Origin of the sequence: Achromobacter marplatensis, from assembly GCF_049060505.1 — a bacterium.
Taxonomy (GTDB): domain Bacteria; phylum Pseudomonadota; class Gammaproteobacteria; order Burkholderiales; family Burkholderiaceae_B; genus Achromobacter; species Achromobacter marplatensis_A.
Genome location: NZ_JBMGRB010000001.1, coordinates 265,518 through 291,249 on the forward strand (window position 1 = coordinate 265,518; position 25,732 = coordinate 291,249).

The following is a 25,732-nucleotide window of genomic DNA, read 5'->3' on the forward strand; positions in this document are numbered from 1 at the left end:
GTTGCGTTGCACAAAAACTGCTTGACAAGGAATTCTGCCAGTCTAGAATGTGAATTGTGCAGTGCATCAAACGGGCCGGCGGTAGCTTGTAGTACCAGTTTCCGCGCACGTTTTATTTTCGTCGCAGACAACCATCCTGACTTGCCGGAAGCGTCCGGCTACCCATAAAGGAGCATTCTATGAGCGCAATTCCGCAACAAGTTCTGGACCGCCAGAAGGCCAGCATCAACACTTTCGTGGCCGCCCAATCCGCTGTTTTCGCCGGCTTTGAAAAGCTGGTCGAACTGAACCTCAAGGTCGTGCGCGCCACCCTGGACGAAGTCGCCCAGCGTTCGCAACAAGCCGCCGAAGTGAAGGACCCGCAAGAAGCCGCGGCGTTCGCCTCCGGTCTGCTGCAGCCGGGCGCCGAAAAGGCCATGGCTTACACCAAGCACGTGTATGACATCGTCGCTGGCGTGCAGGGCAGCCTGGTCAAACTGACCGAAGAACAGATCGCCGAAGGCCAGCAACAGCTGAGCGAAGCCGTCGACCAGTTCTCGAAGAACGCCCCCGCCGGCTCCGAAAGCGCCGTTGCCCTGTTCAAGTCCTCGCTGGCCACCGCGACCAGCGCCTACGATTCCGTCACGAAGGCCGCCAAGCAGGCTGCCGAAGTCGCCGAATCGAACCTGAATGCCGCCGCCAACGCGACCTTCAAGGCTGCTACGGATGCCGCCGATGCCGCCACCAAGGTCGCCAGCCGTAGCCGTCGCACCGCCTAAGTCTCTGGCGCGCGATGCTGCGCAAATCGCAGTAATGTAGTACTGTTGAGTGACAGAGCAGAGCTGGAATTAGGGCCACCCACCGGGTGGCCCCTTTTTTTTGCCCTGCCTGGGGGTTGGTAGCAAGGGCGGGCAGCAAGGGTGGGCAGCAAGGGCGCGCAGCGTGCGCGGCGTGGGGCGCTATTTTTTTGAGACAGCGTGCACGCATTCGCCGACCAAAGCCGGGCCCCGATAGATCAAGCCTGTGTACAACTGCACGGCAACTGCGCCAGCGGCCATTTTTTCGCGGGCCTGCTGGCCCGACAGCACGCCGCCCACACCGATGATCGCCAGGCTGTCGCCCAGTTGTTCCTTCAGGCGGCGGATCACTTTCAATGACAGTTCATGCACCGGCGCGCCGGACAGGCCGCCGGCTTCGTCGGCGTGCGCCTGGCCTGCGACCGATTCGCGCGACAGGGTGGTGTTGGTGGCGATGACGCCGTCGATACCGTGACGCGGCAGGATATCGGCGATCGCATCGATCTGCTCTTGCGTCAGGTCGGGGGCAATCTTCACCGCCATCGGCACGCGGCGCTGGTGTTGGTCTTCCAACGCGCGGCGCTTGTCCGCCAATTGCCCCAGCAACGCCGACAGCTCATCGCCGCTTTGCAGCGCGCGCAGGTTTTTGGTGTTTGGCGACGAGATATTCACCGTCACGTAGTCGGCATGGGGATACACGCCTTGCAGCCCGATCAGGTAATCGTCGGCCGCGCGCTCGATCGGCGTATCGGCGTTCTTGCCAATGTTCAAGCCCAGAATGCCGCCTTGCCGACGCCATTGGCTGCGCTGGACATTGGCCAGGAACGCGTCCAGGCCCAGGTTGTTGAATCCCAGCCGGTTGATCAGCGCATTGGCGCGCGGCAGGCGGAACATGCGCGGCTTCGGGTTGCCGGGTTGCGCGCGCGGGGTGACCGTGCCGACTTCAATGAAGCCGAACCCCAGATTGCCCAGCGCGTCGATATAGGCGCCGTTCTTGTCCAGCCCCGCCGCCAGCCCGATCGGGTTGGCCAACTGCATGCCCATCAGCGTGGTGGGCGCCGTGGGCCGCGCATGCATCAGCTTGCGCGTGGCGCCGCACTCGTAGGCGCGTTGCAGGCCCGATAACGTGACTTCGTGGGCGGTTTCCGCGTCCATGGCGAACAGCGCCGGGCGGGCCAGGGGATAGGCGTGGAAGAGGATAGACATGGGGCGGAATTGTAGAGCGAATTTCGCCGGCCTTGCGGCAGGACCGGGGGCGCATGACCCCATGGCGGGAGAAATCAGGGGGACGGAACAACCTGGTCGCGCCATTCGCCGTCGGCCAGGAATTGCGCGGGGTGGAAGCTGGACTTATAGGACATTTTTCGGCTGTCTTTGATCCAATAACCCAGGTACAGCCACGGCAGATTGAGATTACGGCATTGCTCGATCTGCCACAGAATGCTGTAGGTGCCCAGGCTGCCTTCGACATCGGGGTCGTAGAACGTGTAGACCGACGACAGCCCGTCGTCCAGCACGTCGATGATCGAGACCATCATCAACACCCCTTCTGGATTGCGGAATTCCACCAGACGCGTGTTGACTCGGCTGGTCAGCAGGAACTGCGCATACTGGGTGCGGCTGTCTTCGTCCATGCCGCCGCCCGGGTGCCGCCCTTGTTGATAACGCGTATACAGCCGGTAATGCTCGGGCGACCACGCCAGTTCGGCGACGAAAGATTGCAGGTCCTGGTGATCTCGCCAAGCGCGGCGCTGGCTGCGGTTGGGGGCGAATCCGGCAGTGTCCACGCGCACGGGCACACAGGCCTGGCAGTTGTCGCAATGGGGACGATACGTGAACAGGCCGCTGCGACGGAAACCTTGCTCGACCAGTTGGGAATAGGTGCCGGCGTTGATCAGATGACCAGGCGCGGCAACCTGCGACCGAGCCTGGCGACCCGGCAAGTAGCTGCAAGGGTAGGGAGCGGTTGCGTAGAACTGCAGCGTGGAGAAGGGAAGTTCTTTGAGCTGGCTCATGGGGATTACGCATCGCGACGGCAAGTCCGCGACGGGATGGCTACATATTAACGCCTAAGTCAGCGTCGGTTGCGTCGTCGGGCGTGAGGCGCCCGCTGCTGTCCAGGATACCCCGCGCCCAGGGAATGGGCGTTTGCGCCGTCGCTTGGCGCACATGCTGCAGAAATTGCGTCCGGGAGATCGGCCGCGCGCCCAGGCTGGCCAAGTGCCGCGTCTGCTGCTGACAATCGATGCATGCGACCCCGTGGCGGCTCAGGTAGCGCACGAGGTAGGCCAGCGCGATCTTCGACGCATTGGGCGCGCGTGTGAACATGGATTCGCCGAAAAACATACGTCCCAGGCTGATGCCGTACAGGCCGCCCGCCAGTTCGCCATCAATCCAGGTCTCGATACTGTGCACGTACCCGGCCTGGTGCCAGCCGGCGTAGGCTTGCTGCATGGCGCCGGTGATCCAGGTGCCCGGTTGACCGTCGCGCGGCGCGGCGCAGTGTGCCATCACCTGCGGGAAAACGGTGTCCACGCGCACCTGAATCCGTGGCGACGCATCGTGTTCATGGCTGGCAATCTGACGCAGCAGCTTGCGCAGCGAATGCGACGGCGAAAAGTCGGCAAGCGCCAGCACCATGCGGGGATCCGGGCTCCACCACAGCACGGGCTCGCCTTCCGAATACCAGGGGAAAATGCCGTTGGAGTAGGCCTGGATCAGCCGTTCCTGGGACAGGTCTGCGCCCGCCGCCAGCAGGCCGTCAGGCTCCGTCAGCGCAAATTCCGCTGGTGGAAACGGCGTGTCGACGGCAAGCCAGGGCAGCTTCAACGGTGCGATTCTAGGGTGTAGTGATGGGGAACGAAGACGCCTTGCTTGCGGTCTTCGAAGTAGTGCCGCAGCGTCGTGGTGACGGTGCGGAAAGCCAGATCGTCCCAGGGAATCTCGGCTTCATCGTACCAGCGCGCTTCCAGGCTTTCGGGGCCGGGATCCAGTTCGGGGCCCAGCGCCTGGGCCAGGTAGAACACATGCACCTGGTCGATCTGAGGCAGGTCGATCAGGGTGTAGAGCTCTCCCAGCTTGATGCGCGCGCCGGATTCCTCCAGCGTCTCGCGGGCGGCGCCTTGCGCGGTGCTTTCGCTTAGCTCCATGAAGCCTGCGGGCAGTGTCCAGGTGTTGTAGCGCGGTTCAATCGCGCGCCGGCAAAGCAGGACGCGGTTTTCCCAGACCGGGACCGTGCCGACCACCAGACGCGGATTCTGGTAGTGGATCGCGCCGCAGTGATCGCAGATGTCGCGTTCACGGTTGTCGCCTTCCGGCACCCGGCGATTGACGGGCGTGCCGCACTGGCTGCAGAAAAGCGAACGGCGGGGGGCGGGGAAGTATTCGATGGACGGTTTGGCGGTCATGGGTAGGATTCTAACGGCTGCGGCGGGGACTGGCTCGCCGTCCTGGGGCGGCAGGATCGGGTTGGCCGAATCGCGCTTCCAGGTGTTCGATGAAGGACCGTACCTTGGGCGACAGGAAGCGCCGGTGGGGATAGATGGCGTACATGGAGATCGGCGAGTGCTCGTAGTCGGCAAGCAGCGTCACCAGCCGCCCGGCACGGATATCGTCCCCCACCAGGAATTCGGGCTGCAGGATGACGCCGTGGCCCGCCAGCGAAGCGGTACGCAGTACGTCGCCGTTGTTGGCGCGCAGGGCCGCGTTCACGCGGACAAGATGCGTGACGCCGTCTTTCTCGAAATGCCATTCGTTGCCGGTGCTGGCGTAGGCGTAGTGCAGGCAGCGGTGCTGCTTCAGGTCTTCAGGCGTTTTGGGCGTGCCGTGGCGCGCCAGATAGGCGGGCGCCGCGCATACCCGCAATTGCTGTGGCGCCAGCGGGCGCGCCACCAGCGACGAATCCAAAAGCGGGCCGATGCGTACCGCCACGTCGAATCCGTCCTCCACCAGATCCACCACCCGGTCGCTAAGGTCCAGGTCGATGGTGACGTCGGGGAAGCGCAGCAAATATTCGGCGATTGCGGGGCCCAGATGCAGGATGCCGAACGACACCGGCGCGCTGACCCGCAGACGTCCGCTGGGGCGCTGGCCTTCGGCTTGCAGCGACAGCTCCAGGTCGGCCACTTCGGCCAGGATCGGGCGGACGCGGTCGTAGAACGCGCGGCCCGCGTCGGTCATGCTGAGCTTGCGCGTGGTGCGGTTCAAGAGGCGCACGCCGTACTTCTGTTCCAGGTAGGCGATCTGCCGAGTCACGACGGACCGGGCCTGTCCCATCTTGTCGGCCGCTGCCGCGAATGAGCCCAGTTCCACGACCTTGGCGAAGGTCTGCATGGCGGTGTGGGTGTCCAAGATTGTTTCCTAACGAGGAACAATAATTTGCAATTCTGCATGTTTATCTTTGTTTTTGGAATCGCAAGAATAGCGGCCAAGATGAATCGCCCCGATTTGGATGATTCCCGAACCGCTCAAGGAGAGCGCAATGATTGATACCCGTACCGCGCCCTACGCCGCGCTGCTGCTGCGTGTCGCCCTCGGCGTCATGTTTCTTGCCCACGGCCTGACCAAGCTGTTGGTATTCACGCTGCCCGGCACCGCGCAGTTCTTCGCCAAGATCGGCTTTGCCGGCTGGCTGGCTTACCCGGTTACGTTCTTTGAAGTCGCCGCAGGGGCGCTGTTGATCCTGGGCGTGGTGCCGCGCTGGGTCGCCGCGATCGCGGTGGTGCAATTGTTCGTTGCCTCGACCGTCCATTTCGGCAATGGCTGGGGTTTCGGCAATGCGGGCGGCGGTTGGGAATATCCGATCTTCCTGACCGTTGCGGCCGCCGTGCTGGCGCTGCTGGGCGACGGCAAGTTCGCGTTGGTCAAAAGCGGCCGCGGCTGATCGCTGCGCGCACCAGACTGTCTATCGACACGGTCATGGCCGACAGGGCGGCTGGCTCATAGAATGAGCCGGCCGCTTTTTTTATTCAGGAGTCCCGATGATTGTTCCGATGCGACTGATCCGACGCGCCATGGGCGCGTTGTTGTGTGCCGCCGCCTTGTCGCCCGCCGTTCAGGCAAGCCCCGAACAAGAGGCCGCCAACAAGGCCGCGGTGCTGGCGTTCTACGAGAAGGGGTTGAATCAGAAGGATGCGGACGCCGCGCTGAAATATGTGGCCGACCGCTATGTGCAGCACAATCCCAACGCGGCCGACGGCCCGGAGGGCTTTCGCAAGTTCGTCGCCTTCCTGCGCGATAAATTCCCGGCCTCGCACAGCGAGATCAAGCGCGTCTTTACGGATGGCGATTATGTGATCCTGCACGTGCACGCGGTGCGCGAACCGGGCTCGCGCGGCAACGCCATCATCGATATCTTTCGCTTGGAGCAGGGCAAGATCGTCGAGCATTGGGATGCGGTGCAGCCCATTCCCGAGCAGTCCGCCAATGCCAACGGCATGTTTTGACCGTTGACGCCGGTTCGGCCGGATCAGTCTTGCGTCGTGCGGGGGTTGGGATCGAATCCCAGTGTTTGCGCGACGTTCTGTCTGGCGATCGCCCGCAGCGGCGCGGCCGGGTAGACGTCTGGCCACGAGGCAAGACCCGCCTGGCCCGGCGCCAGGTCGGCCAAGGCGTCAAGCAAGGGCGCACCGTGGCCCGATACCAGCTTTTCCAGCAACGCGGGCAGATCCCGGTCCAGCACGATGCCTCCACCCGCCTGCGTCATCGCATACAGTTGGCCCGCATCGTCCAGCCACCATCCGGTGATGGATTCAACGGGCGCATTCGTATGGGTGACCAACCGGCGATTGTCGTCGCTTAACCGCAGCACGAACGGGGCGGCGTCCAGGCGCAAGAAGACGCGTTGCGGTCCATTCTGAAAAAACCATCGACCGGCACCGTCATGCGCGTAGTTGCGGTTGATGAAGTCCAGAATCTGGGTATTGGTGATGGATTCGCCTTCGCCGCCTTGCGTGGCTTGGCCTTGCGGGTGCAGGCGCCAACGGCCGCGGCCGTCCAGCGACAACCAACCGAATACCGCGGGCACGTCGGGCCATCGGGCGATGGCGTCCTTCACCGATTGATCCATGTTCAGGGCCGGATGATGATGGGGGGAGGAGTGATGACGATCGCGGGGGAGGCCATGGGCATGATGACCTGTGGCGGCGCCATGTACCCCTGATGATAATCGTCACGGCATTTGCGCTTTTCCTGGTACTCGCCGTTGCGCTTCCATTTGCGCTCGACCCGGCAGTTGCCTTCCCAGTACTTCTCTTTGTATTCGCGACCGTGGCGGTGCTCGTGGCGGTCGGAATCAGCTTCGGCCGCCAGCGGCGCAAGCGACAGCAGCGCGGCGGTCGACAAGGCCAGCAAAGGGGAAGACGCGCGGGAATACTTGCGGGAACGCCCGCGGAAAGTCAGGATGCGGTGCATGGGTTCGACGTCAAATGAAAACGGCGTCACCATAGCAATCATTCGATTGACGGCGCGTAGGGATGCGTAACGAAATGCAGGGGGGAAGGGAGAAAAGATGCTGGAGGCGCAAGCCGGAATCGAACCGACGTACACGGATTTGCAATCCGCTGCATGACCACTCTGCCATTGCGCCAGCACTTGCAAGAAAAAAGGAAGCGCGGTGTTGGCCGTTGCTTCCTTTTTGTATTTGGAGCGGGAGACGAGTCTCGAACTCGCGACCTCAACCTTGGCAAGGTTGCGCTCTACCAACTGAGCTACTCCCGCTTTGTACTGCTGTATTGCTTGGTACCTATTTCAGTACCACATGCATTGGTACTACATGCATCACTACTACATACATCGCTGCATGTTTGGTGAAGGTCCGCAGAAGCTTTTTGCTTGTTCTCTGCTTGTTGGTTGTTTGAAGTTATCTCCGAACCCGTCTCCACCAAAGACAGCAATTATACACGAAAATTTTGGCTTGTGTGGAAAAGGGGCGGGGCGGAATTAGCGTTCATCGCCACGCTGCCATTGCTGATAGGCGTGGCGGGTTGCCGCAGATACCGATTCCAGCACTTTTTGATGGTTAACCTGATGCCGCAGCATCAACCGCGCATCGGCCACTGCACGAGATTTGCAGAACCAATGGCAGCTGTGCTGCAGCAGATATAGCTCTGCCGAGAGTTGGAACGCGCGGGCTTTCGCGTCCAGGTGATCTTCGTTGTCCACGACGTGACGCAGGCCGGCTGCGTGGATGTGCAGCAGTTCACGAAAATCCCGGGTTACCGCAGGAACAAAGCGTTCGATGTACGGCACGCAAAGCGAGAGCATGGATACGCGGGAGGCCTGCGGGCTTTCCTTTTGCATCGCGTTGGCCAGCGAGTTTGCCTGTGATGCCATGGCGCGTTCGGTCTGGGCAAAAGTTTCCAGCACCTGCAGCTGGCGCGATTCGGTTTCTTCGCGAATGGCGCGGGAGTAGCCTTGCGTCAGCGTTTCCATGTGACGCTCAAGCTGCAAGCTGCCCAAATGCCGCCCCAGCAAGGCGATGCGCGCGCGCTGGTAGCGCACGCGCAACACTTGCCATGCCAAGGCCACCATCAGCAGGATTAATACGCTGTCCATCGCCTATGTCCTCTTTGCAAAATCCGCCGTTGCTAAACCCGCCATGGCTAAACCCGCATACAAAGCAAAAGGCCCAAACCGAAGTCTGGGCCTTTTTGAATGTGGAGCGGGAGACGAGTCTCGAACTCGCGACCTCAACCTTGGCAAGGTTGCGCTCTACCAACTGAGCTACTCCCGCATTTCCCCGCGCTGAAAACATCTGGATTTGTGCAACCCGAAACGTTGTTCTTTGCAAGAGAGGCGGAAGTATACAGAAATTTAAAAATTTTGCACGCGGCAAGGGAGCTTGCGGCATGCATGCGTATCGAGCGGGCATGAAAAAAGGGCCCGCAGGCCCTTTTTAATGATTTGCAGAATTTTCAAAAAACACTGCAAATCTGAATTTGGAGCGGGAGACGAGTCTCGAACTCGCGACCTCAACCTTGGCAAGGTTGCGCTCTACCAACTGAGCTACTCCCGCGTGGATTCTGAAAAAGCGATCCAGAACCTTTTTCTTATTCACTCTGATCAACTTGGTTATCGATCAGAAGGCGCGCATCTTACATGATTTTTTTGAGTTTGTCATGAGCATGGCGTTGCGTGAACATCAGGCCCAAACACTCAATCAAGTAATATGAGCGAAGACAGAAACTATAGCATAGCCAGTAGCACCCATGTCAAATCCTGCCCCCTCCAACGCCGCGCCTGTTGCGTTGATTCCCACTGCCCAAGACCTGACCCGGCTCAATACGTTGGGCCTGGTTTCACAGTCCGGCGCGTTCGTCACGTTGAGCGAACCCGCGCAATTGCCCGCGTTGTCGGCGCTTGCGCGGCAGGCCGAATCGCTGCTTGTGCTGGGGGGCGGCAGCAATGTGGTGCTGCCGCGGCGAGTGCCGGGCCTGGTGGCCCAGGTGGCGTTCAAGGGCGTGCGCTTGCTTGAGGCGCGACCCGATGCGTGGCTGGTCGAGGCCGCGGGCGGCGAGAACTGGCATCGCTTCGTGGAAACCTGCGTGGACAACGGCTGGGACGGCCTGGAAAATCTGGCGCTGATCCCCGGCACGGTGGGGGCTGCGCCCGTGCAGAACATCGGCGCCTATGGGGTGGAGTTCGATGCGCGCTTCCATAGCCTGACGGCGTGGGACGTGCCGGCGGGGCGGCTCGTTGAAATGCAGGCGGACGATTGCCGCTTCGCCTATCGCGACAGTGCGTTCAAACACGACGCGCCCGGCCGCTGGATCATCGTCAGCGTGCGCTTCGCATTGCCCCGGCCATGGCAGCCCGTGCTGGGGTACCCGGACCTGCAACGCCATGCGCGACTGGCACAAGGGTCGCCGGCCGCGCGCGACATTTTCAACGCCGTGTGCGAGATCCGTCGCGCTAAATTGCCCGACCCTGCCGTGACCGGCAATGCGGGCAGTTTCTTCAAGAATCCCATCGTCGCGGCGGACGTGCGCGATGGCCTGGCAGAGCAGTTTCCCGGGTTGGTGTCCTATGCCCAGCCGGACGGGCGCTACAAGTTGGCCGCGGGCTGGCTGATTGATCAGTGTGGCTGGAAGGGACGGGCGTTGGGCGCGGCCGGCGTGCATGACCGGCAGGCGCTCGTGCTGGTGAACCGGGGCGGGGCCACCGCGACAGACATCATGGGGTTGGCGCAAGCGATTCAGCAGGCCGTCGCCGACCGCTATGGGGTCAGGCTGGAGCCAGAGCCGGTCGTCGTCTGAGCGACAGCCGCTTCCGACGCTTCCAGCATCCGATGCTTTCAGCATCCGATGCTTTCAGCATCTGCCCATCCTGGCCCGCCTTTTCCCGGGCGAAAAAAAAGGATCCCGAGGGATCCTTTTTCGTTTGGGCCCGACCTTAGAGGCCCAGCACGGATTGCATGTCGTACAGGCCGTTGTGCTTGTCTTCCAGGAAGCGCGCGGCGCGTAGCGCGCCCTCGGCGTAGGTGGCGCGGCTGGCCGAGCGGTGAGTGATCTCGATGCGTTCGCCGGTGCCGCAGAACGACACCGTGTGATCGCCCACGATATCGCCGCCGCGCAAGACCGAAAAGCCGATGGTGCCGGGCTTGCGCACGCCGGTGTCGCCGTGGCGGCTCCAGGTGGCCACGTCGGGCAGGGCGACATCCCAGGCCGATGCGATGGTTTCGCCCATCTTCAAGGCGGTACCCGACGGCGCGTCGACCTTGTTGCGGTGGTGCGCTTCGAACACTTCGACGTCGTAGCCGGAATTCAGGATGCGGGCAGCCATGTCCAGCAGCTTGAGCGTGGCGTTGACCCCGACGCTCATGTTGGGTGCGAACACGATGGCAATCTTCTGCGCGGCGACTTCGATCGCGGCGCGGCCGTTGTCGTCGAAGCCCGTCGTGCCGATCACGGCCCGCGTGCCGTGTTTAACGCAGGCCTGCAAGTGCTCAAGCGTGCCTTCGGGACGGGTGAAGTCGATCAGGCAGTCGGCTTGGGCCAGGGCGTCGAGGTTATCGGTGATGAGCACGCCGGTTTGTTGGCCCAGCGGGGCGCCGGCATCCTGGCCCAAGGCGGACGAACCCTGGCGGTCCAGCGCAACCGTCAGTTGCAGGCCGGAGGACTTGAGGACGGCATCGATCAGCATCTGGCCCATACGGCCGCTGGCGCCGGCAATTGCAATACGCATGTAGAAGAATCCTTGGAGTTAGCGGAGCGGCTCGGGCGCGTTGCCCGGCTGGCCGGGGTATTGGTTCAGCGGGCTGACCGGGGCGGCCGAATCACGTTTCTGCTGTTCCGCTTCTTCCTTCAGGCGGGCCTCGTCCTGGTCCAGGCGCTTGTCGGCCTTCTCGTCGGACGTGGCGCTGGGCGTATTCAGCTGGTAGGGCTGCAGGTCGGGCTGCTTGTCGCCTTCCCAGCGGGTCAGCCGGTCGTTCTCGAACCAGACGGTGAACTTGCGTTCACGGGCTTCGCCATAACCGGGCTTGTAGTAGTAGGGATAGTCCCAACGATTGGCGTGCAGCACGCTGGTCAGCGTGGGGCTGCCCAGCGCAAAGCGCACCTGTTCGCGCGTCATGCCGGGTTGCAGCAGGGCGACTTGTTCCTGGGTGATCCAGTTGCCTTGCTGGACGCCGGCCTTGTAGGGGAAGCCCCACTTGTCGCCAGAGCAGCCGGCAAGGGCGACGGCCAGGGCGGCAACGGCCAATCCGGTCTTCAGCGAGCGGGAGGGAATTCGTGCAATCATGGACACTACGCGCCCCTATTATTTGGAAGCAGACAAAACCGTTATCATAAAGGTTTCATAAGGATAGTTCCGCGGGGCGGCATGAATTCAGGGGAGCCGGCTCGCGGCGCACCCCACATCCTTGCCCATGCCAACGCGGACGGAGAGCGATTACACCATGAGCGACCAAAGCGAACTGAAGAACATGGGTTTGAAGGCGACGTTTCCTCGCCTGAAGATTCTTGATATTTTCCGTAAATCCGACCAGCGTCACCTTAGCGCCGAAGACGTCTATCGCGCCCTGATCGGCGAAAACGTCGAAATCGGCCTGGCGACTGTCTATCGCGTGCTGACGCAATTCGAGCAGGCGGGCATTCTTGCCCGCAGCCAGTTCGATAGCGGCAAGGCCGTGTTCGAGCTCAATGATGGCGATCACCACGATCACCTCATCTGCACGAATTGCGGCAAGGTTGTCGAGTTTTCGGATCCGGACATCGAAAAACGCCAGCAAAAGATCGCGAAGGACAACGGTTTTGCGCTGGAAAGCCATGCGATGGTGCTTTACGGCATCTGCGGCAGCTGCTTGAAAGGCCGCTAAGCCGCCTGCTTCCGTCCCACCGCCTGCGGCCGCGCTCGTCGTAGGCGAGTGAGAACAAAAGCCCCTTCCGTTGGAAGGGGCTTTTTCATGGGCGCGGCAATAAAACCCCAAGGCACGGTGATGGCGTCAGATTGACCGCAACAGGCTCGGCATGGGCGGCAGTCAGGCGGCCGGTTGGCCGAAACCTTCCAGCATTTCGCGGGCGTGTTCGCGGGTCGTGGCGGTGAGCTTGATTCCGCCCAGCATCCGGGCAATCTCTTCGACCCGGGCGGGGGCGTCCAGCTCTTTGATGCTGGAGCGGGTGGTGCCGCGCAATTCGGTCTTGCTGACCAGGAATTGGTTGTTGCCGCAGGCGGCGACCTGCGGCAAATGGGTCACGCACAGCACCTGATGGCGTTCGCCCAGTTCGCGCAGCAGTTTGCCGACGGCTTCGGCCACCGCGCCGCCGACGCCGCTGTCGACCTCGTCGAAGATCAAGGTGGGAACGCGGGCCGCACGGCTGGCGATGACGGAAAGCGCCAATGAGATGCGCGACAGTTCGCCGCCCGAGGCCACTTTGGCCAGCGGGCGGGGCGTGGTGCCGGCATGGCCGGACACCAGGAATTCAACCTGTTCGTTACCGTGCGCGGACGGCGCGGCCGCAGTGAGCGTGGGCTCGAATTTGCCGCCTTGCATGGCCAGCGTTTGCATGGCCAGCGTCACTTGCTTGCCCAGGTCTTTCGCCACCTTGCGGCGGGCGGTGCTGAGCTTGGCAGCCATTGCATCGTATTGCGCCTGGGCGGCGGCGGACTGGGCGCGCAAGGCGTCGATGTCGCCCGCGGCCTGCAAAGCGGCCAATTCGGCGTGCAGCGAGTCGCGCAGTTCGCATAGCGCATTGGGTTCGACCCGGAATTTGCGCGCGGTTTCAAACACCAGGCCCAGCCGCGCTTCCACGTCGGCGAGGCGCTTGGGATCCAGATCGACGCGGCTGACGTAGTTGTTCAGGTCCGACACGGCTTCGCTGATGGCGATGCGGGCGGACTCCAGCTCGTCGTGGACGCCTTGCAGGCCGGGGTCGTGCCGCAGCATCTGCTGAATCCGGTGGTTGGCGGCCGTGATGCGGTGGTGCGCGGAATCGCCTTCGCCGTCCAGCGCTTCCAGAATCTGCGACGCCCCGTCCAACAGCGATTGGGAGTGTGACAGGCGGGTGTGCTCGGATTGCAGCGCGTCCCATTCGTCGGGGCCCAAGGCCAACTGGTCCAGTTCGTCGGCCTGCCATTGCAGCCGGTCGCGCTCGGTGGCCAGGCTGGCCGCGTCTTTTTCGGCGGCCTCGAGTTGGCGGGCCACCGCGCGCCATTGCTTCCAGGCCTGGCCGACGGCCTGGCGCAGGTCGCCATGGCCGCCGTGGGCATCCAGCAGGTCGCGCTGGGCATCGGGGCGCATCAGGCTTTGATGGGCGTGCTGACCGTGGATGTCGACCAGGCTGTCGCCCAGCTCGCGGAGCTGGGCCACGGTGGCGGGCGTGCCGTTGATGTAGGCGCGGCTTCGGCCTTGCGCGTCGATCACGCGGCGTAGCGACAGTTCGTCGTCGGCGTCGATCTGGCGCTCGGCCAGCCAGGCGTGCAGCGATTTGGGCGTGTCGAACACCGCCGTGATGTCGGCGCGCGGGGCGCCTTCGCGCAGCATGCTGGCGTCGCCACGTTCGCCGAGCGTCAGCGCCAGCGCGTCCACCAGGATGGATTTGCCCGCGCCGGTCTCGCCGGAAAAGACGGTGAAGCCGGGGCCAAAATGAATTTCGGTCTGTTCGACGATGACGAAGTCGCGGATATGCAGGGTGCGCAGCATGTCGGGGCGCTTACTACTCTACGTTGTCGGTGGCTTGGGGCATCAGGTTCCAGTGCAGCTTGCGGCGCAGGGTGGAAAAGAAGCTGTACCCTTCGGGATGCACGAAGCGGATGGTATAGGGCGCGCGCTGCACGACGATGCGGTCGCCGGGTTGCAGATCCGACCATGTCTGCATGTCGAAATGCACGCTGGCGCCGACTTCCACGCGGCCCATGGCCGTCAGTGTCATGTTCAGCACGCCGGTGTCGGGGATCACGATGGGGCGGTTCGACAGCGTTTGCGGCGCCACGGGCACCAACACCATGGCGTTCATGCCGGGATGCAGGATGGGGCCGTTCGCGGACAGCGCATAGGCGGTGGACCCCGTGGGGGTGGCGATGATCAGGCCGTCGGCGCGTTGCGTGTACATGAAGGCGCCGTCCAGCTCGACGCGCACCTCGATCATGCCGCCGCGACCGGCGCGGTTCAGCACGACGTCGTTCAAGGCAGACGCGGAGTACATTTTTTGGTCGCCGCGCCACACGCTGCCTTCCAGCAGCATGCGCTCTTCGATCTGGAAGCTGCCTTCGAGCACACGCGCCAGCGCGCCATGCGCGTCCTGCAGCGGAATGTCGGTGATGAAGCCGAGCCGGCCGTGGTTGATGCCGACCAGCGGGACGCCGAAAGGCGCCAGGTGGCGGCCCGCGCCCAGCACGGTGCCATCGCCGCCCATCACGACGGCGAGCGACGCGCGATGGCCGATTTCTTCAAGCGTCGCGACGGGGTATTCGGTCAGGCCGGTGTTGCGCGCGGTGTCGGCATCGATGAGCACGTGCCGGCCCGCTTGCGTCAGCGCGTGCGCAAGGGCTCTCAGCGGAGTGTCCAGGCCGGTGTCCTGGTATCTGCCGATCAGGGCGACGGTAGGAAAGTGCATGGATGCGTGCTTATCGAAAAAGGGCAAAGCCAGGATGCCGGAACCCGCCTGAGGCGGGCTGATTTGCCGATTATATGGGGCCGCATATCGGCGTGCAGGACAAAAATCGCCTTAATCGGAAAAGATTCCCTAAAATACCTGTTATGGATGACCGCGCACGCGCACTACTGAAAGCGTTGATAGAACGCTACATCGCCGATGGGCAGCCCGTCGGCTCGCGGACGCTATCGAAAGTCTTCGACTTGTCCCCAGCCACAATCCGCAATGTCATGGCGGACCTGGAAGAGCTGGGGCTGATCCATAGCCCGCATACGTCCGCCGGCCGTGTCCCCACGCCGCGGGGTTACCGCATGTTCGTCGATTCCCTGCTGGCCGTGCAGTCCTACCAGCTACAGCCGCACAATATGGGCGAAATGCTGTCGGCGGCCGAACCCACCCGCGCCGTCAATGCGGCCGCTGCGCTGCTGTCGAACCTGACGCAGTTCGCGGGGGTGGTGCTGACCCCCAAGCGCGCCCAGGTGTTCCGCCAGATCGAATTTATCCGTCTGTCCGACAAGCGGGTGCTGCTGATCATCGTCACGCCTGATGGCGACGTCCAGAACCGCATCTTGTTCGTGCAGCGCGATTATGTCGAAGCCGAATTGCTGGAAGCCGGCAATTTCTTCAATATGCATTTCGCCGGCAAGTCCTTCAATGCGGTGCGGCAGACCCTGTCCACCGAACTCGCCCAGTTGCGCGAAGACATCTCGCGCCTGATGCAGGCGGCGGTGGAGGCCAGCGCCGAGGCGGCCGAAGACGGCGACGCCATGATCATTTCCGGCGAACGCAAGCTGTTGGACGTGACGGACATCGCGTCCGATATGGACCGGCTGCGCAAGATGTTCTCGTTGTTCGAAAAAAAGACCGATCTGCTGCAATTGCTGGATGTGTCCAGCCGCGCGCAGGGCGTGCAGATCTACATTGGCGGCGACTCGCAGCTTGTGCCGATGGAAGAAGTTTCGGTCATTACCGCGCCGTACGGCGTGGACGGCAAGGTGGTGGGCACGCTGGGCGTGATCGGCCCCACCCGTATGGCTTACGAGCGCGTCATTCCCATCGTGGATATCACGGCGCGCCTGTTGTCCAACGCCCTCAGCCACAACCAGTAGTTCCATTCCAAGCTACATCCTCCTTACGGAGGAAGGGGAGTCTTCGTGTTTCTTCGCCTGTTCAAGTACCTGTGGCCTGAACGCTATCTGCCGGAAACCGAGCAGGACGACCCTTTCAACGAAGACCCTCCGCCACGCGGCCCGGGCAAGGTTGGCGTGCTGCTGGTGAACCTTGGCACCCCCGATACCCCGGATAAGGCGGGCATCAAGAAATACCTGGGCGAATTCCTGTCAGACCCGCGCGTTATCGAAATTCCCCGCTATCTGTGGAAGCCCATCCTGCATGGGCTGGTGCTGACGATGCGTCCCAAGAAGCTGGCGCCGCGCTACGCGGGCGTGTGGCTGAAAGAGGGCTCGCCCCTGATGGTCTATAGCCAGCGCCAGGCCGATGGCGTGCGCGCGGCGTTGCAGACGGCGGGCATTGATGCCGTGGTGGAATTGGGCATGCGCTATGGCAATCCGTCGATTCCCGATGCGATCACGCGTCTGCGCGCCGCGGGCTGCGAACGCATCCTGACCGTGCCGTTGTATCCGCAATACGCCGCCAGCACGACGGCCACGGTGGTCGACGCGGTGACCCGGCACGCCGGGCGCCTGCGCGACCAGCCCGAACTGCGCTTCACCAAGCGTTTTCACGAAGACCCGGCGTGGCTGGACCCGTTGGCCGCGCGCATCGAATCCTTCTGGCGTGAACACGGCAAACCGCAAAAGCTGGTGATGAGCTTTCACGGCCTGCCGCGCTATTCGATCGAACTGGGCGACCCCTATTACCGCGATTGCATGGAATCCGCGCGGCTGTTGTCGCAACGCCTTTCCTTGCCGCGCGAACAGATCGAAGTGACTTTCCAGAGCCGCTTCGGCACCGCCCGCTGGCTGGAGCCCTACACCGAGCCCACGCTCAAGGCGCTGGCGGCCTCGGGGGTGACCGAGGTGGATGTGGTGTGCCCGGGATTTGTGGCAGACTGTCTGGAAACCCTGGAAGAGATCAGCCTGGAATGCCGCGACGCGTTTGTCGAGGCAGGCGGCAAGCAATTCCGCTACATCCCCGCTTTGAACGACGATCCCGCCTGGATCGCCGGCTTGGCCGGCATCGTGGAACGAAACTTGCAGGGCTGGCCGCTGGCACCCCAGGCCACCACGGACTTGAAGGAGAAGGCGCATGCACCATGATCCCAAGAGCGACAAGGTCGTAAAAAAGGGGACGGTTAGTACCCCGGTTGACGAGGATCAGGTCGAGCACGACCTGGACGAAGCGCTGGCCGAGACCTTTCCCGCCAGCGATCCCATCGCGGTCCGGCCGGAGCCGGACGAAGACGACGCCCGGGTTGACCGCGCATTGAAAGAGAGTTTCCCCGCCAGCGACCCGGTCGCGCCGGCCCAACCCCACAAGAAGTAAGCGGGTGCTCCGCCCGGGCGTCCGGGCGGGCGCCGTCAGGGAATATTTCGCTATCCCGGGCTTGAAATAGGGGTATTGGCCCCCATTCATGTCTGCGAAAGCCATTCTTTTTGGAGGATTCCCCATGACGGCACCCCACGAGCCTGTTGATCAGACGCCCGAAGTCGGCCAGAACGCCGACGCGGCCCCCGCCGCCCAGGACGCCGCGCAGGCCGAGCTGGACGAGTTGCGCGCCCAGCTGGATGCGGCCCAGGCGACCGTCAATGAACAGCACGACCAGCTTCTGCGCGTGCAGGCCGAAGCCGAAAACGTGCGTCGCCGCGCCCAGGAAGAAGTGTCCAAGGCGCGCAAGTTCGGCATTGAGTCGTTCGCTGAAAGCCTGGTTCCGGTCAAGGACAGCCTGGAAGCCGCCTTGGCCCAGCCCGACCAGACCGTCGAAACGCTGCGTGAAGGCGTCGAAGTCACCCTGAAGCAACTGGCCGCGGCCTTTGAGCGCAATCTGCTCAAGGAAATCGCGCCGGCGCAGGGCGACAAGTTCGACCCGCACCTGCATCAAGCCATTTCGTCGATCCCCAACGCACAGCCCGCCAACACCGTGCTGCAGCTGCTGCAAAAAGGCTACGCCATCGCCGACCGTACCCTGCGCCCGGCGCTGGTGGTGGTGTCCGCGGGCCAAGGCTGATTGCAGCCCTGCGCGCCATGACCGACCCTCGTTTCGATCCGGCTCAGGTCTTCCAGGTGTTCGGCATGCGTCATGTCGACTCTGGCGGATTCGATGCGGCCGTGGTCCTGGCGCCGGGGTCGGACCTGCGTTGCGTGTTCCTGTGGGGCCAGGATTGCTATAACTGCAATCTTTTCAAGCAGGCGGCGTTGCTGCACCAGGAAACGTTGCTAGGCCTGGGCTTGACCTGGTTCGAGGCCGACGTCTATGCAGACGAGCCCTTGGGCCGCCGCTTTTCCTTGCATGGTGTCCCCACTTTTGTATTGTTCCGGGCCGGAAAACGGCTTGGACGCATCACCGGCTGGCCCGGATTGCCCCAATTCACGGCGGCCATCCAGCGGTTGCAGGACCCGGGCGCGGAAAATTCCGGCCAGGTGTCTTGAAAAACCCTGCGAGTAGCCCCAGTTATGTGGGGACAAGAAGTTTTCCTCTATTTTCATAGATTTAATTCAAGGTACCCACCATGAGCAAGATTATTGGCATTGACCTGGGCACGACCAACAGCTGCGTGGCTGTCATGGACGGCGGGCAGGTCAAAATCATTGAAAACGCGGAAGGTGCTCGCACCACCCCCTCGATCGTCGCCTACATGGACGACGGCGAGACCCTGGTCGGCGCTCCCGCCAAGCGTCAGGCCGTGACCAACCCGCGCAACACCCTGTACGCGGTGAAGCGCCTGATCGGTCGCAAGTTTGAAGAAAAAGCGGTGCAAAAGGACATCAACCTGATGCCCTACACCATTGCCCGTGCCGACAACGGCGACGCCTGGGTGGAAGTGCGCGGCAAGAAGATGGCGCCTCCCCAAGTGTCGGCCGACGTGCTGCGCAAGATGAAGAAGACCGCCGAGGACTACCTGGGCGAAGAAGTGACCGAGGCCGTCATCACCGTGCCCGCCTACTTCAACGACAGCCAGCGCCAGGCCACCAAGGACGCCGGCCGTATCGCCGGCCTGGAAGTCAAGCGCATCATCAACGAGCCCACCGCGGCCGCGTTGGCGTTCGGCCTGGACAAGACCGAAAAGGGCGACCGCAAGATTGCCGTCTATGACTTGGGCGGCGGCACGTTCGACGTGTCCATCATTGAAATCGCCGATGTTGACGGTGAAAAGCAGTTCGAAGTGCTGTCGACCAACGGCGACACCTTCCTGGGCGGCGAAGACTTCGACCAGCGCATCATCGACTACATCATCGCCGAGTTCAAGAAAGAGCAAGGCGTCGATCTGTCCAAGGACGTGCTGGCGCTGCAACGCCTGAAGGAAGCCGCTGAAAAGGCCAAGATCGAACTGTCGTCCGCTCAGCAGACCGAAATCAACCTGCCGTACATCACGGCGGACGCTTCGGGTCCGAAGCACTTGAACCTGAAGATCACGCGCGCCAAGCTGGAAGCGCTGGTCGAAGAACTGATCGAACGCACGATCGAACCCTGCCGCGTGGCCATCAAGGACGCCGGCGTGAAGGTTTCCGACATCGATGACGTGATCCTGGTCGGCGGCATGACCCGCATGCCCAAGGTTCAGGAAAAGGTGAAGGAATTCTTCGGCAAGGATCCGCGCAAGGACGTGAACCCCGATGAAGCCGTCGCCGCTGGCGCCGCCATCCAAGGTTCCGTGCTGTCGGGCGACCGCAAGGACGTGCTGCTGCTGGACGTGACGCCGCTGTCGCTGGGTATCGAAACCCTGGGCGGCGTGATGACGAAGATGATCCAGAAGAACACGACGATCCCGACCCGGTTCTCGCAGACCTTCTCGACCGCCGACGACAACCAGCCGGCCGTGACGATCAAGGTATTCCAGGGCGAGCGCGAAATTGCCGCGGGCAACAAGGCCTTGGGCGAGTTCAACCTTGAAGGGATCCCGCCGTCGCCGCGCGGCATGCCGCAGATCGAAGTCACGTTTGACATCGACGCCAACGGCATCCTGCACGTGTCCGCGAAAGACAAGGGCACCGGCAAGGAAAACAAGATCACCATCAAGGCCAATTCGGGTCTGTCGGAAGACGAGATCCAACGCATGGTCAAGGATGCCGAGGCCAACGCCGAGGAAGATCACCGCGTTGCCGAGCTGGCGCAGGCGCGCAACCAGGCCGACGCGCTGGTGCACGCCACCCGCAAGTCGTTGACCGAGTATGGCGACAAGCTCGAAGCGGCCGAGAAGGAAAGCATCGAAGCCGCCATCAAGGACCTGGAAGACACCTTGAAGGACGGTGACAAGGCCGCGATCGACGCCAAGGCGGAAGCCCTGTCGACCGCCTCGCAGAAGCTGGGCGAGAAGATGTACGCCGACATGCAGGCGCAACAAGCCGCCGGCCAGCAGCAAGCGGCCGACAACGCGAAGCCGGTGGACGACAATGTCGTCGACGCCGACTTCAAGGAAGTCAAGCGCGACCAATAATGGCCGGGCACTGACCAGCCTCTGCCGCCCGGTAGCCGGAGAAATCCGCCTACCGGGCGTACTCATTCTGTAGCACTGAAAAGATGGCTCGTTTTTGAGCCCACGGATCATGGCAAAACGCGACTATTACGAAGTCCTGGGCGTAGCGAAAAACGCCGCGGACGACGAACTCAAGAAGGCCTATCGAAAGCTGGCCATGAAGTACCACCCGGACCGCAATCCGGACAGCAAAGAAGCCGAAGAGAAGTTCAAGGAAGCCAAGGAAGCCTACGAGGTCCTGGGTGATGAACAGAAGCGCGCCGCGTATGACCGCTATGGCCATGCGGGCGTCGACCCCAACTCCGCCGGTATGGGTGGGGCGGGCATGGGCGGCGGCTTTGCCGACGCCTTCGGCGATATCTTCGGCGAAATCTTCGGCGGCGCCGGCGGCGGTGGCCGTCGGGGCGGCGGCCCGCAGGTGTACCGCGGCGCCGACCTGAAGTACGCGCTGGAAATCACGCTGGAACAAGCCGCAGCCGGTTTCGATACCGAAATCCGCGTGCCCAGCTGGGAAAACTGCGACACCTGCCACGGCTCTGGCGCCAAGGCCGGCACGTCGCCCAAGACTTGCCGCACGTGCGGCGGCTCGGGCGCCGTGCGCATGCAGCAAGGTTTTTTCAGCGTGCAGCAGACTTGCCCCACTTGCCACGGCAACGGCAAGGAAATCACGGATCCGTGCCCGTCCTGCGACGGCGTGGGCCGCATCCGCCGCAACAAGACCTTGCAGGTCAAGATTCCGGCCGGCATCGACGACGGCATGCGCATCCGCTCCAGCGGCAATGGCGAGCCGGGCATCAATGGCGGCCCTCCGGGCGACTTGTATGTGGAAATCCACATCAAGCAGCACAAGATCTTCCAGCGCGACGGCGACGACCTGCACTGCGAACTGACGATCCCGTTCACCACGGCGGCATTGGGCGGCGAGCTTCAGGTGCCCACGCTGGGCGGCAAGGCCGAGATCTCGATTCCAGAAGGCACGCAGTCCGGCAAGACCTTCCGCTTGCGCGGCAAGGGCATCCGCGGCGTGCGGGGCAGTTATCCGGGCGACCTGTACTGCCACGTCGTCGTGGAAACGCCGGTTCGCCTGAGCGAAGACCAGAAGAGCATCCTGCGCCAGTTTGAGACGTCGCTGAACGACGGGGGCGATCGCCACTCGCCGCAAAGCAAGTCCTGGACGGACCGCGTGAAGGAATTCTTCAGCTAAATCGCACCCCAGGCGGCCTCGGCCGCCATCGGTGATTCATGCACCCCGCAGGCCGGAACCGCTATCCGGCCTGCGGGGTGTTTTCATTGGGCGCCGATGCGCTGGGAAAGCGCCATCGACAGGGCGGCCGCGCAATGAAAAAGGCCGCGGCATCCGCCGCGGCCCTACTGCTACTGCTTTACTGCTACTGCAACTTCTCTACTGCTACTGCAACTTCTCTACTGCTACTGCAACTTCTATTGCAACTGCGACTTCTACATCGACTTCAGTCTTCGTAGGATGGGTGCAGCGCGCGGACCGCCTCAATAGAAGCGCAATCGTCCAACGCGCGAAACCCATCAAGCAGCACCCCAATTCTTGCGAGGCGCAGCTACAGCACAGCTTCCGCTTGATGGGTTACGCGCGCTTGATAATCGAGTTCTTGCTTAAGGACTCTCGCGCTGCACCCATCCTACCGGCCGCTGTATCCGAAAAAACCGGCCCCAAGCCATGATGCCGCCTGAGGCCGGCCGGGCTACAGCAAGCAGCTCACCGGGTGATCGGCGGATATTCCAGTTCGCCGAACGTGTATTGGCCGCTGGCCTTGGCTTGGGCCAGTTCCTGCTGGACTTCGGCGCGCGTCTTGACGGCCGCGGGCGCGGCGGTGACGGGCGGGTATTGCAGTTCGCCGAACGTGTACTGGCCGCTGACCTTGGCTTGTTGCAGTTGGGCTTGCACTTCTTGCGAGCTCAGGCTGGCAGCTTGCGGCAGGGCGGGCGGGTAGTCCAGTTCGCCGAAGGTGTATTGGCCGGTGGCCTTGGCTTGCTGCAGCTCGGTCGCGACTTGGTCGCGGGTCTTGCTTTGTTCAACGCCGGCGGCTTGGGCGCCGACGCCAGCCAGGGCCAGGGATAGCAGCAGGGTAGTGGTTAGGGTTTTCATGGTAGACCTCCAGTCGTTTCAAGTGGGGACCGAATCCGGCGGCCCTCCGTCGTGGTTCGTTTCGTTTCCCGATGACTGAATTCTGCGCGTTATCCCACCTGGGATAAACCCGTATTCCTTGAAAACATCTTTCCAAATAACCGAGTAATCGATCGGTTATGAAAAAAATTCGCCGTCAGTGGCATGGTTTTGACGATTCGAAGGCGGGGGCGCGAAAGCGGCAGCGTGTCGTCATGCAAAAAAAAAGCCCCTGCCGAGGCAGGGGCCGTTTTGGGCAAAGCAGGCGTCAGGGCGTGGCTTTCTTCTTGAAGTCGCCGGCGACTGCCGTGCTGAAGCCGTCCGCGCGCAGATACTTGCGCAGGGCTGCATTGACCGCGTCGGGGGTCAGCGCCGAGATCTTTTTGTCCATCTCGGCCGACCATTCGAACGTGCGGCCACGCTGCAGGTAGTCCAGCCACGTGCCGGCCAGGATGTCGTCTTGCGCGCGGGCCAGGTTGCGGTAGTTCAGCAGCGCGTTGATGCCGTCGGAGATTTCCTTTTCAGAAAAACCGTCCTTCAACACGCGGGCAAGTTCCTCGTTGATGGCTTTCTCCAGGCGTTCGCGGTTCTGCGGCGCATAGATGGCGTACATGGTCCAGCTGGCGCTGGGCTCGAACGAGGACACCGACAACGAGCTGCGGACGTTATAGGAGAGGCCTTCGGTTTCGCGCACGCGGTTCCACAAGCGCGAAGTTTCGGATGCGCCGAACAAGTAGTTGGCCAGGTACAGGGAGGCGTAATCGGCATCCGTGTCTTGCAGCTTCAGCGGCATGCGCGAGATGTAGAAGGCGTTGGCCTTGTCGGGCGTGTCGATGTCGAATTGCTTGGCGGGGATGTCGCGGTACGGATTGGCGACCCGGGTATAGGCGGGCGCCTTCTTCCAGCCGGCCAGGCCGGTCTTGATGGCCTTTTCCACGGCTTCGGGCTCGAAATCGCCGACAGCCGAATACTCGATCTTGCCCGCGCCGTAGAACTTGGCGTGGAACTTAACCAGGGCGTCGCGGTTCAGGCCACGCACGCTGGCAAGCGATTCTTCGAACGTGGGCACATAGCGCAGGTCGTTGGCAGGCCACGGATTATCCTGGCGGGCCAAGGCGCGGCCTGCCAGCGCCGAAGGCTCGGTCATGGCGTTCTGGATCGAGGTTTCAAGCTGGCGCTGGTATTCGTCCAGCTGCTCTTTCGGGAAGTTCGCGTTGCGCACGATTTCAAGCGCCAGCGCGGTCAATTCGGGCAGGTTCTCGCCCTTGGTCGACATGGCGACCTTGAGCGTGGTGCCGCCGCCGCTGAAGCCGAGTTCGGCCTGCAAATTGTCCAGGCGGTCCTGGATAGCTTGGCGCGACAGCTTGGGCGTGCCCCGGGTCAGCAGGTCAGCCACGGCGCTGGCGTTCACGCGCTGGCCAAGCAGGTCTTTTTCGTTGCCGAACTGGATCAGCATCTGGGCCTGCACGCGGTTGCCGCGGGTGGCCTTGGGCAGCAGGGCCAACTGGACAGGGCCGTTGGGCAGGTCCAGCTTTTTGCGCTGGGTCAGCTTGTCGATGTTGGCCGGGGTGGGATCGAACGCGGAAGCGGCCTTGAAGTCCGGATCGCCCTTGTAGTCCTTGAATACGGCGGTCAGGTCCTCGCGCTGCAACTGCGGAGCGCGCAGCGGCTTCTCCGTGGGGATATAGCGGCCTTCGATGCGGTTGCTTTGCACCAGGTAGGTCACGGCGGCTTGCTGCACTTCGGCCAACGAGGCTTTGCGGGCGCGATCGCGCTGCAGGAAGAACAGGCGCCAGTCACCGGCGGCGATGGCTTCGGACAGGGCCACGCCGACTTGTTCCGGATCGCTATACGTCTGTTCCCATGCCGTCAGCCATTTGCTGCGCGCGCGGTCCAGTTCCTGCTGCGTGAACGGCTTTTTGGCCAGGGTTTCCAAAGTGCTGGTCAGGGCGTTAACCGTGGTGTCCAGATTCTTGCCCGGCGGCAATTGCGCCCCGAACATCGCCAGGCCCGGATCGCGGTTTTCCATGGTGAAGCCGAACACGCCGGAGGCCAGCTTGGTGGCGACCAGCGCGTGGTACAGGCGGCCCGACGGCGTGTCGGACAGGATGACGGTGGCCAGGTCCAGCGGGACGAAATCGGGGCTGCCGGCGGCGGGGATGTGGTACATCGCGGCTACCAGCGGGGTGCCGCCGGTGCGGCGCAACGTCACCGAGCGTTCGCCATCCTGCACCGGTTCGACGGTGTATTCGGGCGGCAGCTTGCGGTCGGGCTTGGGCAGCTTGCCCAGCGTGGCCTCGATGTCCGCCAGCGTGGTTTGCGGGTCGAACTTGCCGGCCACGATCAGCACGGCGTTATCAGGCTGGTAATACTCGTGGTAGAAGGCGCGCAACTGGCCGATGTCTACGTTTTCCACGTCGGAGCGGGCGCCGATGGTGTTCTTGCCGTAGCTGTGCCACTGGTACGCGGCGGCCTGCATCTTCTGCATGAGGATGCGGGACGGGCTGTTTTCGCCGCTTTCCATTTCATTGCGGACCACGGTCATTTCCGAATCCAGGTCTTCCCGGGCGATCAGGGAATTGACCATGGCGTCGGCTTGCCAGCCCAGATACCACTTGAGGGTGTCCGGATTGGCGGCAAAGCTGGCGAAATAGTTGGTGCGGTCGCTGGAGGTCGAGCCATTGGCTTGCAGGCCGCGGCGCGAGAACTCGCCCATGGCGTTGCGGGTGGTGGACGTGCCTTTGAACAGCATGTGTTCAAGCAGGTGCGCCATGCCGGTCTGGCCGTAGTTTTCGTTGCGCGAGCCCACCAGGTAGGTCATGTTGACCGTGGTCGAAGGCTTGGACTCATCGGGAACCAACAGCACTCTCAGGCCATTGGCCAATCGGTATTCGGTGATGCCTTCAATCGAGGCGGCCTCCGAGACGCCGGCCGGAAGGCTGGCGGCGCCGGCCTGGAAGGCCAGGAAGGAGGAAAACAGCAGCACACCCAGCGGGCGCGGCAGCTTCGATAGGGACAGGCGCATGGCAGACAATTCCTTTGGCATGGCAGAATCCGTTGGAGTGTATACGT

General features: G+C 62.7%; 26 protein-coding genes and 4 tRNA genes. 12 read left to right on the plus strand and 18 right to left on the minus strand.

From position 1 onward, the window contains the following. The first annotated feature begins 179 nt into the window (after positions 1-179). On the plus strand, positions 180-758 hold the full coding sequence (phaP, locus tag ACI0FO_RS01175) for a TIGR01841 family phasin (RefSeq protein WP_105555332.1): 579 nt from the start codon (positions 180-182) through the stop codon (positions 756-758). Between the two features lie 180 nt (positions 759-938). Here phaP and ACI0FO_RS01180 read toward each other — a convergent pair whose 3' ends face one another. The 5 genes from ACI0FO_RS01180 to ACI0FO_RS01200 form a co-directional block, all read right to left on the minus strand. Next, positions 939-1,982, minus strand: a complete 1,044-nt coding sequence (locus tag ACI0FO_RS01180; RefSeq protein WP_416023524.1) for a quinone-dependent dihydroorotate dehydrogenase — start codon at positions 1,980-1,982, stop codon at positions 939-941. Between the two features lie 74 nt (positions 1,983-2,056). Further along, positions 2,057-2,791 carry an arginyltransferase gene (locus ACI0FO_RS01185; RefSeq protein ID WP_416023526.1) on the minus strand — a complete coding sequence of 245 codons (735 nt, stop codon included), beginning with the start codon at positions 2,789-2,791 and terminating at the stop codon, positions 2,057-2,059. 40 nt (positions 2,792-2,831) lie between these two features. Continuing rightward, complete coding sequence (gene aat, locus ACI0FO_RS01190; RefSeq protein WP_416023527.1) at positions 2,832-3,605, minus strand: leucyl/phenylalanyl-tRNA--protein transferase; 774 nt, start codon at positions 3,603-3,605, stop codon at positions 2,832-2,834. After that, positions 3,602-4,183 (minus strand): NUDIX hydrolase, encoded by a 582-nt coding sequence (locus ACI0FO_RS01195; RefSeq protein WP_416023529.1) that lies wholly within the window; start codon positions 4,181-4,183, stop codon positions 3,602-3,604. Before ACI0FO_RS01195 ends, aat begins: the two co-directional genes overlap by 4 nt. A 10-nt stretch (positions 4,184-4,193) precedes the next feature. Beyond that, a complete protein-coding gene (locus ACI0FO_RS01200; protein WP_416023530.1) occupies positions 4,194-5,126 on the minus strand; it encodes a LysR family transcriptional regulator in 933 nt (310 codons plus the stop codon). A gap of 130 nt (positions 5,127-5,256) precedes the next feature. On the opposite strand from ACI0FO_RS01200, the gene ACI0FO_RS01205 reads away from it, so the two are divergent. Continuing rightward, positions 5,257-5,658, plus strand: a complete 402-nt coding sequence (locus tag ACI0FO_RS01205) for a DoxX family protein (RefSeq protein ID WP_105555327.1) — start codon at positions 5,257-5,259, stop codon at positions 5,656-5,658. A gap of 130 nt (positions 5,659-5,788) precedes the next feature. Then, positions 5,789-6,220, plus strand: coding sequence for a nuclear transport factor 2 family protein (locus ACI0FO_RS01210; RefSeq protein ID WP_416024523.1), 432 nt, complete (start codon positions 5,789-5,791; stop codon positions 6,218-6,220). Positions 6,221-6,243: 23 nt separating this feature from the next. On the opposite strand, the gene ACI0FO_RS01215 is transcribed toward ACI0FO_RS01210, so the two are convergent. The 7 genes from ACI0FO_RS01215 to ACI0FO_RS01245 all read right to left on the minus strand — a co-directional run bounded on the left by ACI0FO_RS01215 (position 6,244) and on the right by ACI0FO_RS01245 (position 8,790). Next, positions 6,244-6,843, minus strand: coding sequence for a DUF2946 family protein (locus tag ACI0FO_RS01215; RefSeq protein ID WP_416023532.1), 600 nt, complete (start codon positions 6,841-6,843; stop codon positions 6,244-6,246). A 2-nt stretch (positions 6,844-6,845) separates the two neighbouring features. Further along, complete coding sequence (locus ACI0FO_RS01220; RefSeq protein ID WP_416024524.1) at positions 6,846-7,187, minus strand: hypothetical protein; 342 nt, start codon at positions 7,185-7,187, stop codon at positions 6,846-6,848. A 101-nt stretch (positions 7,188-7,288) separates the two neighbouring features. Continuing rightward, positions 7,289-7,362, minus strand: a tRNA-Cys gene (locus tag ACI0FO_RS01225). Between the two features lie 55 nt (positions 7,363-7,417). Beyond that, positions 7,418-7,493 (minus strand) — tRNA-Gly (locus tag ACI0FO_RS01230). A gap of 222 nt (positions 7,494-7,715) precedes the next feature. Beyond that, positions 7,716-8,330: a hypothetical protein gene (locus ACI0FO_RS01235; protein WP_416023534.1), complete on the minus strand. Its 615-nt coding sequence runs from the start codon at positions 8,328-8,330 to the stop codon at positions 7,716-7,718. Positions 8,331-8,432: 102 nt separating this feature from the next. After that, positions 8,433-8,508, minus strand: a tRNA-Gly gene (locus ACI0FO_RS01240). Positions 8,509-8,714: 206 nt separating this feature from the next. Then, positions 8,715-8,790: transfer RNA gene (locus ACI0FO_RS01245), tRNA-Gly, on the minus strand. A gap of 193 nt (positions 8,791-8,983) precedes the next feature. Between ACI0FO_RS01245 and murB the strand changes: the two genes are divergently transcribed. Then, positions 8,984-10,030 (plus strand): UDP-N-acetylmuramate dehydrogenase, encoded by a 1,047-nt coding sequence (gene murB / locus ACI0FO_RS01250; protein WP_416023536.1) that lies wholly within the window; start codon positions 8,984-8,986, stop codon positions 10,028-10,030. A gap of 136 nt (positions 10,031-10,166) precedes the next feature. Here murB and dapB read toward each other — a convergent pair whose 3' ends face one another. Together dapB and ACI0FO_RS01260 are read right to left on the minus strand one after the other, a co-directional pair. Then, positions 10,167-10,958 (minus strand): 4-hydroxy-tetrahydrodipicolinate reductase, encoded by a 792-nt coding sequence (gene dapB, locus ACI0FO_RS01255; RefSeq protein WP_416023538.1) that lies wholly within the window; start codon positions 10,956-10,958, stop codon positions 10,167-10,169. 18 nt (positions 10,959-10,976) lie between these two features. Continuing rightward, positions 10,977-11,513: an outer membrane protein assembly factor BamE gene (locus ACI0FO_RS01260; protein ID WP_416023540.1), complete on the minus strand. Its 537-nt coding sequence runs from the start codon at positions 11,511-11,513 to the stop codon at positions 10,977-10,979. A gap of 157 nt (positions 11,514-11,670) precedes the next feature. On the opposite strand from ACI0FO_RS01260, the gene fur reads away from it, so the two are divergent. After that, entirely contained in the window at positions 11,671-12,090 is a 420-nt protein-coding gene (gene fur, locus ACI0FO_RS01265; RefSeq protein WP_006223539.1) for a ferric iron uptake transcriptional regulator, read from the plus strand. A gap of 162 nt (positions 12,091-12,252) precedes the next feature. Here the strand turns inward: fur and recN are convergent, their stop codons facing one another. Together recN and ACI0FO_RS01275 are read right to left on the minus strand one after the other, a co-directional pair. Continuing rightward, positions 12,253-13,914: a DNA repair protein RecN gene (recN, locus tag ACI0FO_RS01270; protein WP_416023543.1), complete on the minus strand. Its 1,662-nt coding sequence runs from the start codon at positions 13,912-13,914 to the stop codon at positions 12,253-12,255. 13 nt (positions 13,915-13,927) lie between these two features. Beyond that, entirely contained in the window at positions 13,928-14,827 is a 900-nt protein-coding gene (locus tag ACI0FO_RS01275) for an NAD kinase (protein ID WP_416023545.1), read from the minus strand. 143 nt (positions 14,828-14,970) lie between these two features. Between ACI0FO_RS01275 and hrcA the strand changes: the two genes are divergently transcribed. The 7 genes from hrcA (at position 14,971) to dnaJ (ending at position 21,724) form a co-directional block, all read left to right on the plus strand. After that, positions 14,971-15,975, plus strand: coding sequence for a heat-inducible transcriptional repressor HrcA (gene hrcA / locus ACI0FO_RS01280; RefSeq protein WP_006223542.1), 1,005 nt, complete (start codon positions 14,971-14,973; stop codon positions 15,973-15,975). 45 nt (positions 15,976-16,020) lie between these two features. Next, the gene (hemH, locus tag ACI0FO_RS01285; protein ID WP_416023546.1) at positions 16,021-17,145 is read left to right on the plus strand and encodes a ferrochelatase; all 1,125 of its coding nucleotides are present in this window, start codon (positions 16,021-16,023) and stop codon (positions 17,143-17,145) included. After that, positions 17,135-17,371 (plus strand): hypothetical protein, encoded by a 237-nt coding sequence (locus ACI0FO_RS01290; protein ID WP_416023548.1) that lies wholly within the window; start codon positions 17,135-17,137, stop codon positions 17,369-17,371. The genes hemH and ACI0FO_RS01290 overlap by 11 nt, the downstream gene beginning before the upstream one ends. Before the next feature lie 124 nt (positions 17,372-17,495). Next, positions 17,496-18,053, plus strand: a complete 558-nt coding sequence (gene grpE, locus ACI0FO_RS01295; RefSeq protein ID WP_105555318.1) for a nucleotide exchange factor GrpE — start codon at positions 17,496-17,498, stop codon at positions 18,051-18,053. Positions 18,054-18,070: 17 nt separating this feature from the next. After that, a complete protein-coding gene (locus tag ACI0FO_RS01300) occupies positions 18,071-18,475 on the plus strand; it encodes a thioredoxin (RefSeq protein ID WP_416023550.1) in 405 nt (134 codons plus the stop codon). An 80-nt stretch (positions 18,476-18,555) separates the two neighbouring features. Then, on the plus strand, positions 18,556-20,481 hold the full coding sequence (dnaK, locus tag ACI0FO_RS01305) for a molecular chaperone DnaK (protein ID WP_416023552.1): 1,926 nt from the start codon (positions 18,556-18,558) through the stop codon (positions 20,479-20,481). Positions 20,482-20,590: 109 nt separating this feature from the next. After that, on the plus strand, positions 20,591-21,724 hold the full coding sequence (gene dnaJ, locus ACI0FO_RS01310) for a molecular chaperone DnaJ (RefSeq protein WP_105555315.1): 1,134 nt from the start codon (positions 20,591-20,593) through the stop codon (positions 21,722-21,724). Between the two features lie 528 nt (positions 21,725-22,252). Here the strand turns inward: dnaJ and ACI0FO_RS01315 are convergent. Then, the gene (locus tag ACI0FO_RS01315) at positions 22,253-22,642 is read right to left on the minus strand and encodes a DUF4148 domain-containing protein (RefSeq protein ID WP_416023555.1); all 390 of its coding nucleotides are present in this window, start codon (positions 22,640-22,642) and stop codon (positions 22,253-22,255) included. Positions 22,643-22,928: 286 nt separating this feature from the next. Next, positions 22,929-25,685 carry a M16 family metallopeptidase gene (locus ACI0FO_RS01320; RefSeq protein ID WP_416023557.1) on the minus strand — a complete coding sequence of 919 codons (2,757 nt, stop codon included), beginning with the start codon at positions 25,683-25,685 and terminating at the stop codon, positions 22,929-22,931. Between the last annotated feature and the right edge of the window lie 47 nt (positions 25,686-25,732).